Below are 5943 nucleotides of genomic sequence, written 5' to 3' on the forward strand. Positions count from 1 at the left end.
CTTGGCCGGTGTAGAGGAAGGCGAGGCCGCCGCCGGTGGGGGTGCCGGTGATCAGGTTGGTGGCGTTGTCGCCGTTGGTCAGGGTGGTGAGGGCGTCGAGGAGTTCCTGGCGGGTGGTGCCGGTGACGGCGGCGCGGTGGGTGAAGGTGACCCGGTCTGCGAGGGTGCGGGCGACGTCGATCGTGGTCAGGTGGGGGTGGGTGGTGAGGTGCTCGTGCAGGCGGCGGGCCTGGTCCCGTAGGGCCTGCTCGGAGCGGGCCGACAACAGCCACGGCACCACCGGCGCCGTGTTGCCGGCATGCGGCACCGCGATGTCCGGAGCGTCGGCGGCTTCCAAGGCGACGGCGGGTGGCTCCTCGATGATCACGTGCGCGTTCGTGCCGCTCATGCCGAAGGACGAGACGGCGCCCCGCCGTGGACGGTCGTCACCCGCGGGCCACGCGACAGGCTCGGTCAGCAGGGACACGGCTCCCGCCGCCCAGTCCACCTTCCGGGTCGGCTCCGAGACGTGCAGGGTGCGGGGCAGCAGCCCGTGGCGCAGGGCGAGGATCATCTTGATCACGCCGCCGACGCCGGCGGCGGCCTGGGTGTGGCCGATGTTGGATTTGAGGGAGCCGAGCCAGAGGGGTCGTTCGCGGTGTTGTCCGTAGGTGGCGAGGATGGCCTGGGCTTCGATGGGGTCGCCGAGGGTGGTGCCGGTGCCGTGTGCTTCGACGGCGTCGATCTGGTCGGGGGTGAGGGCGGCGTTGGCGAGGGCGGCGCGGATGACCCGTTGTTGTGAGGGTCCGTTGGGGGCGGTCAGCCCGTTGGAGGCGCCGTCCTGGTTGACGGCGGTGCCGCGTACGACGGCGAGGATCCGGTGACCGTTGCGGCGGGCGTCGGACAGCCGCTCCACCACGAGCACACCCACACCCTCCGACCAGCCGGTGCCGTCGGCGTCGTCGGAGAACGCCTTGCACCGGCCGTCGGGGGACAGGCCGTTCTGCCGGGAGAACTCGGTGAAGGTCTCCGGCCCCGACATCACGGTCACGCCACCCGCCAGCGCCATCGCGCACTCGCCGGAGCGCAGCGCGCGTACGGCCAGGTGCAGGGCGACCAGCGACGACGAGCACGCCGTGTCGACGGTCATCGCCGGCCCCTCCAGGCCCAGGGCGTACGCGATCCGGCCGGACGCCACGCTGCTCGCGATGCCGGTGATGAGGAACCCGTCGACCCCGTCGTCCTCGCTGTGCCCGCTCCGGCCGTAGTCCTGCACCGGCACACCCGTGAAGACGGCGGTGTCGCTGCCCCGCAGCGAGGTCGGTGGGATGCCGGCGTGCTCCAGCGCCTCCCACGCGGTCTCCATCAGCACCCGCTGCTGCGGGTCCATGGCCAGCGCCTCGCGCGGGCTGATGCCGAAGAACTCCGCGTCGAACTGGTCCGCGTCGTACAGGAAGCCGCCGGCCGTCGAGCTGCACGTGCCCGACCCGTCGCCTGCGAACAGCGCCGCGAGGTCCCAGCCACGGTTGGTGGGGAACTCGCCGATCGCGTCCACCCCGTCCGCGACCAGTCGCCAGAGGTCGTCGGGGGAGGTGACGCCGCCGGGATAGCGGCAGGCCATGCCGACGATCGCGATCGGCTCGCTCTCGTCGTGGGTCTCGACGGCGGCCGGTCGCGTCCCGGCGGCGCCCAGGCCGAGGGCGTCCAGCAGGTGGCCGGCGACGATGTCCGGCGTCGGGTAGTCGAAGACCAGGCTCGCCGGCAGGTTCAGGCCGGTCGCGGCGCAGAGCCGCCCCCGCAGCTGTACGGCGGTGAGCGAGTCGAAGCCGAGCTGGCGGAACGGCGTCCCGCCGTCGATCGTCGCGGGCGCCTGGTCCCGCAGGACCTCGCCGGTCGCGGCCCGTACGACGTCCCGCAGCAGGCCGAGCCGGTCGGCCTCCGGCACCGCCAGCAGCCGCTCGGTGAGGGCGGCCCGGGTGGCCTCGGCGTCGACCTCGGCGGCCACCACGGGACGCGCGGCGACCACGCAGGGCTCGCCCGAGGCCAGCGCGGCGTCGACCAGGGCGACACGCCGCGCCACGGGCAGTTCGGCGAAGCCCGGAGCGGCCCACGCGACGGAGACGCCGAGCAGGTTACGCGTACGCCGGTGCCGCACCAACGCGTCGGCTACGGCGGTGGCGGCGACGTCCTGGCCGCCGGTGAGCAGCACGAGTGCGGTGCCGGCGTGCTCGGTCGTCGCCTCGTGCAGCGCCAGTGTCTCCTCGGCCGTGAGGTCCACCGCCACGACGGCGGTGACCGGCCGGTCACCGAGCACGGCCGCCAGCGTCTCCCGGTCGAAGGGCACGCCCGCGTGCACGGAGGTCTCCGCCCCGAGCGTCGCCAGCTCGGCCGGCGCGCCGGCGGGCACGTCGTCCGGTCCCACCAGGACCAGTTCACGTACGTCGTGGGCCGCCACGAGGTGGCGGACGAGCGCCGCGTCGTACGACCGGGCGACGAGCGCGACCCTGCCCTGCTGAGGTGCGCCGCCGGGCCGGGCGGCGACGGCCGCGTACCGCGGCAGCAGCAGCTCGCCCCCGCGTACGGCCAGCACGTCCTCGCCGGACGCCACGGCGGCGCGGAGCACGTCCGTGGTGACCTCGTCGGCGTCGAGCAGCACGAGCCGGTCGGGACGGCGGAGCTGGTGGGCCCGCGCCACCCCCCACGCGGCGGCCTGGCCGGGTTCCGTCGCGCCGTCGCCGTGCACGACGCCGCGGGTCAGCACGACCAGGCGGAAGTCCGTCGGCCGGTCCTCGTCGAGCACCCGGGTCAGCAGTTCGGCCAGCGCGGCGGGATCGGCGTAGCTGTCGACGGCGGTGCCGTCGTCGGCGAGGCCGGCGGTGAGTTCGGGCGGGCCCGCCACCGACCAGGTGAGCGGTCCGGCGTTCCGGTCCGGCGCCGGCTCCCAGCGCAGCGCGTGCAGCGAGTCGTGCCGCGACGCGGCCACGCAGAGCAGGCGACCGGGCAGCCCGGCGAGCCGGTGGCGGGCGGGGCTGCCCATGGCGGTGCGCGGGATCTCCCGCACCACGTACGTCTCGACCGGCACCGCCGCGGTGGACAGCTCGGCACGGCACGCCGCCAGCAGGCGCTCGGCGTCCACCTCGGAACCGACCACGCACGCGACCGGCCCGTCCGGGGACGCCCAGACCGCCGCGTCGAGCACCCCGGGCACGGTCCCCAGCACGGCGTCGACGCGGTCCAGCCGTACCCGCTCGCCGCCGACCTCAACCACCTCGGCCAGCCGACCCGTGATCGCGAGGTGCCCGGAGTCGTCCCGGCGGGCCAGGTCACCCGTGCGGTACCAGCCTCCGCGCAGCGCCTCGGCCGTCTCGGCGGCGAGGTCGTGGTAGCCGCCCGCCATCACGTTCGGGCCGCTGACCCAGACCTCACCCTCCTGACCGGGGCCCAGGTCGGCGCCCGACCCGGGGTCGACCACCCGCACGCTCAACCCGGGCAGGGGCAGGCAGCGCCGTTCCGCGTCGCCGTTCGGCCAGCTCACCGCGATCAGGCCGGATGTCTCGGTGGTCACGTAGCCGGTGAGCAGCGGCGCGGAGAACGCGGCCTCGAAGGGCCGGCGCAGCGTGGCGTCCACCGGCCCGAGGGCCAGCGCGATCCGTACCCCCTCGGGGTCCGGGCCCGGCACGTCCAGCAGGGCCCGGTACGTCGTGCCGGTGCCCACCAGCACGGTGCTGGCCTCCGCGGTGAGCGTGGCCCGCAGCTGGTCCGGGGACAGGTCGCCCGCGAGCCGCACCGACGCCCCCGTCGCTGTGGCGGCGACGAGCTGGCCGAACCAGGCGTGCACGGGCAGCATCCACAGCACCCGGTCGTCCTCGGCGCACCCGAGTCCGGCCACGTACGCCGCCGCGGCGGCGGGCCACAGCAGGTTGCGCTGCGTGGAGAGCACACCCTTGCGGGGGCCGACCGTGCCCGCCGTGTAGCTGAGCAGCGCCAGGTCGTCGAGGCCCGGATCGTCCTGGGGCGGCGACGACGGGTCGGTCGTCGCCAGTTCCTCGAACGAGTGCGCCTCGCCGTCGTACCCGCCGTCCACGACGAGGACCGACACGGACACCCGCGCCGCGTTGGTGGCGTCGGTGATGACCGCGTCGGCGCCCGCGTCCTCGACCAGCCGGGCCAGCTCGGCGTCGTCCAGGGCCGGGTCCAGCGGCACGGCGATCGCGCCGGCCCGGACGACGGCGAGGACGCCCTCCACCGCCGTGACGCCGTCCAGCAGGACGACGACCCGGTCCGCCGGCCACACGCCGAGGTCGGCGAGGTGGCCGGCGAGCCGGGCCGTCCGGTCCGCCAACTCCGTGTGGGTCACGCTCCGCCGCGAGTCGGCGTACGCGATCCGGGTGCCGCGGCGATCGGCGTTGGTCCGGAGCAGTTCGGGCAGGGGCCGGAGCAGATCGGTACGCGGCATGGTTCAACAACCTCTTGTCGGACAGGAGTTGTGATGCGGGCCGGGGGTGGGGAAGGGCTCAGACGGTGACCGGGAGGGACAGCAGCGCCGGCACCAGCGGGGTACGCCGTACCTTCAGCGACTCCCGGGGCGCGGCGAGCTTGATGTTCGGGAAACGGGTGAACAGCTCACGCAGGGCGATGGTCGTCTCCATCCGGGCCAGCTCCGAACCCGAGCAGAAGTGCGGGCCGCCGCCGAACGCCACGTGCGCCTTGTCCTCGCGGTCGATGTCGAGCACCTGCGGCTCGGGGAACCGCTTCGGGTCGTTGCCCGCCGCGGTCAGGTGCAGCAGCACCGTCTCGCCCTTGGCGATCTTCGTGTCGCCGATCACCATGTCCTCCGTGGCGAAGCGGCGGAAGCCGTGGTGCACCGAGCCGTGCTTGCGCAGCAGCTCCTCGACGGCCACGTCGAACAGGTCCGGGTCCTTGCGCAGCCGCTCCAGCGTCTCCGGGTCGTCCAGCAGCGCCAGCGCACCCCGGCCGATCATGCCGGCGGTGGTGTCGTACCCGCCGAGCATCGTCAGCAGGGCCAGAGCCATCTGCTGGTAGACGTTGAGCGCCGTTTCCCCGTCGTCGTTCTTGGCGTGGATCCAGTACGAGAAGAGGTCCTCGCCGGGCTCCTTCTCCTTCTCCTCCCGGACCATGTGCATGAACTGCGACATCTTCGTGCGGACCATCGCGTTGGTCTCGTTGTCGCCGCTGAACACCTGGTCCGCCCAGTACTTCAGGTCCTTGCGGTACTCCTCGCGGATGCCGAGCACGTCGCAGACGATCGTGATCGGCAGGACGGCCGCGTAGTCCTCGACCAGGTCGCCGCCGCCCGCTGCCTCGATCATGTCCAGCTGGGCCTTGACCAGCTCGTGCACCCGGGGGCGGAAGGTCTCCAGGTTGCGGGGCAGGAAGGTGAAGTTGATCATTTTCTTGAGCGGCGTGTGCTCCGGCGGATCGAGGGTGACGATCGTGCCGGTCGCCTCGCCCTCCGGGAAGCGCTTGCTGGTGAAGTCCCCGTTGCTGTTCTCCCGGGGCCGCACGAGGCGCTTGTCGCGCAGCCCGGCGTAGACCTCCGTGTGACCGGTCACCAGCCACACCGGACCGTGGTCGCTGAGGCAGGTCCGATGGACGGGGCCCTGCTCGTGCAGTGACGCGTAGAGCGCGTACGCCGCGTACGGGCTGGAGAAGTAGTCGTCGTCCATGAGCATCGGATGCCCGTGTGCCGGACACTTGTTCGCCATGTCGTCCCCTCGCTGTGATCGCTGGGCAGGAATGCCGTCGGCCTCCGGTGCGCCAGGCGTCACGGACCGCCGCGCGCGCTCCTGATGTTGCCCGCAGACGATCCACGCCCGGGTAATCGCGGAGGAGGCGGTGACTGGTGCGGGGTTCAGCCGACCAGTACGGGTGTCTGGATTTTGGCGTCGTGTTCGAGGATGCGTTGTTGGAGTTGTTGGAGTTCGCGGCCGGGTTCGAGGCCGA

The 5943-nt window shown here is 73.3% G+C and carries 2 protein-coding genes; both read right to left on the bottom strand.

The annotated features are described in order from the left end of the window. Positions 1–4435 (bottom strand): beta-ketoacyl synthase N-terminal-like domain-containing protein (locus ACGFIG_RS30645; RefSeq protein WP_393008853.1); only part of this gene is annotated, 4435 nt, incomplete at its 3' end. A 58-nt stretch (positions 4436–4493) separates the two neighbouring features. Continuing rightward, positions 4494–5705 carry a cytochrome P450 gene (locus tag ACGFIG_RS30650; protein ID WP_393008855.1) on the bottom strand — a complete coding sequence of 404 codons (1212 nt, stop codon included), beginning with the start codon at positions 5703–5705 and terminating at the stop codon, positions 4494–4496. Positions 5706–5943: the final 238 nt, after the last annotated feature.

The organism is Micromonospora sp. NPDC049048 (genome assembly GCF_043197615.1).
GTDB lineage: Bacteria > Actinomycetota > Actinomycetes > Mycobacteriales > Micromonosporaceae > Micromonospora.

Excerpts from the sequence above, each read along its gene's own strand:
- ACGFIG_RS30650 (WP_393008855.1), bottom strand. The coding sequence starts at position 5,705 with ATGGCGAACAAGTGTCCGGCACACGGGCATCCGATGCTCATGGACGAC.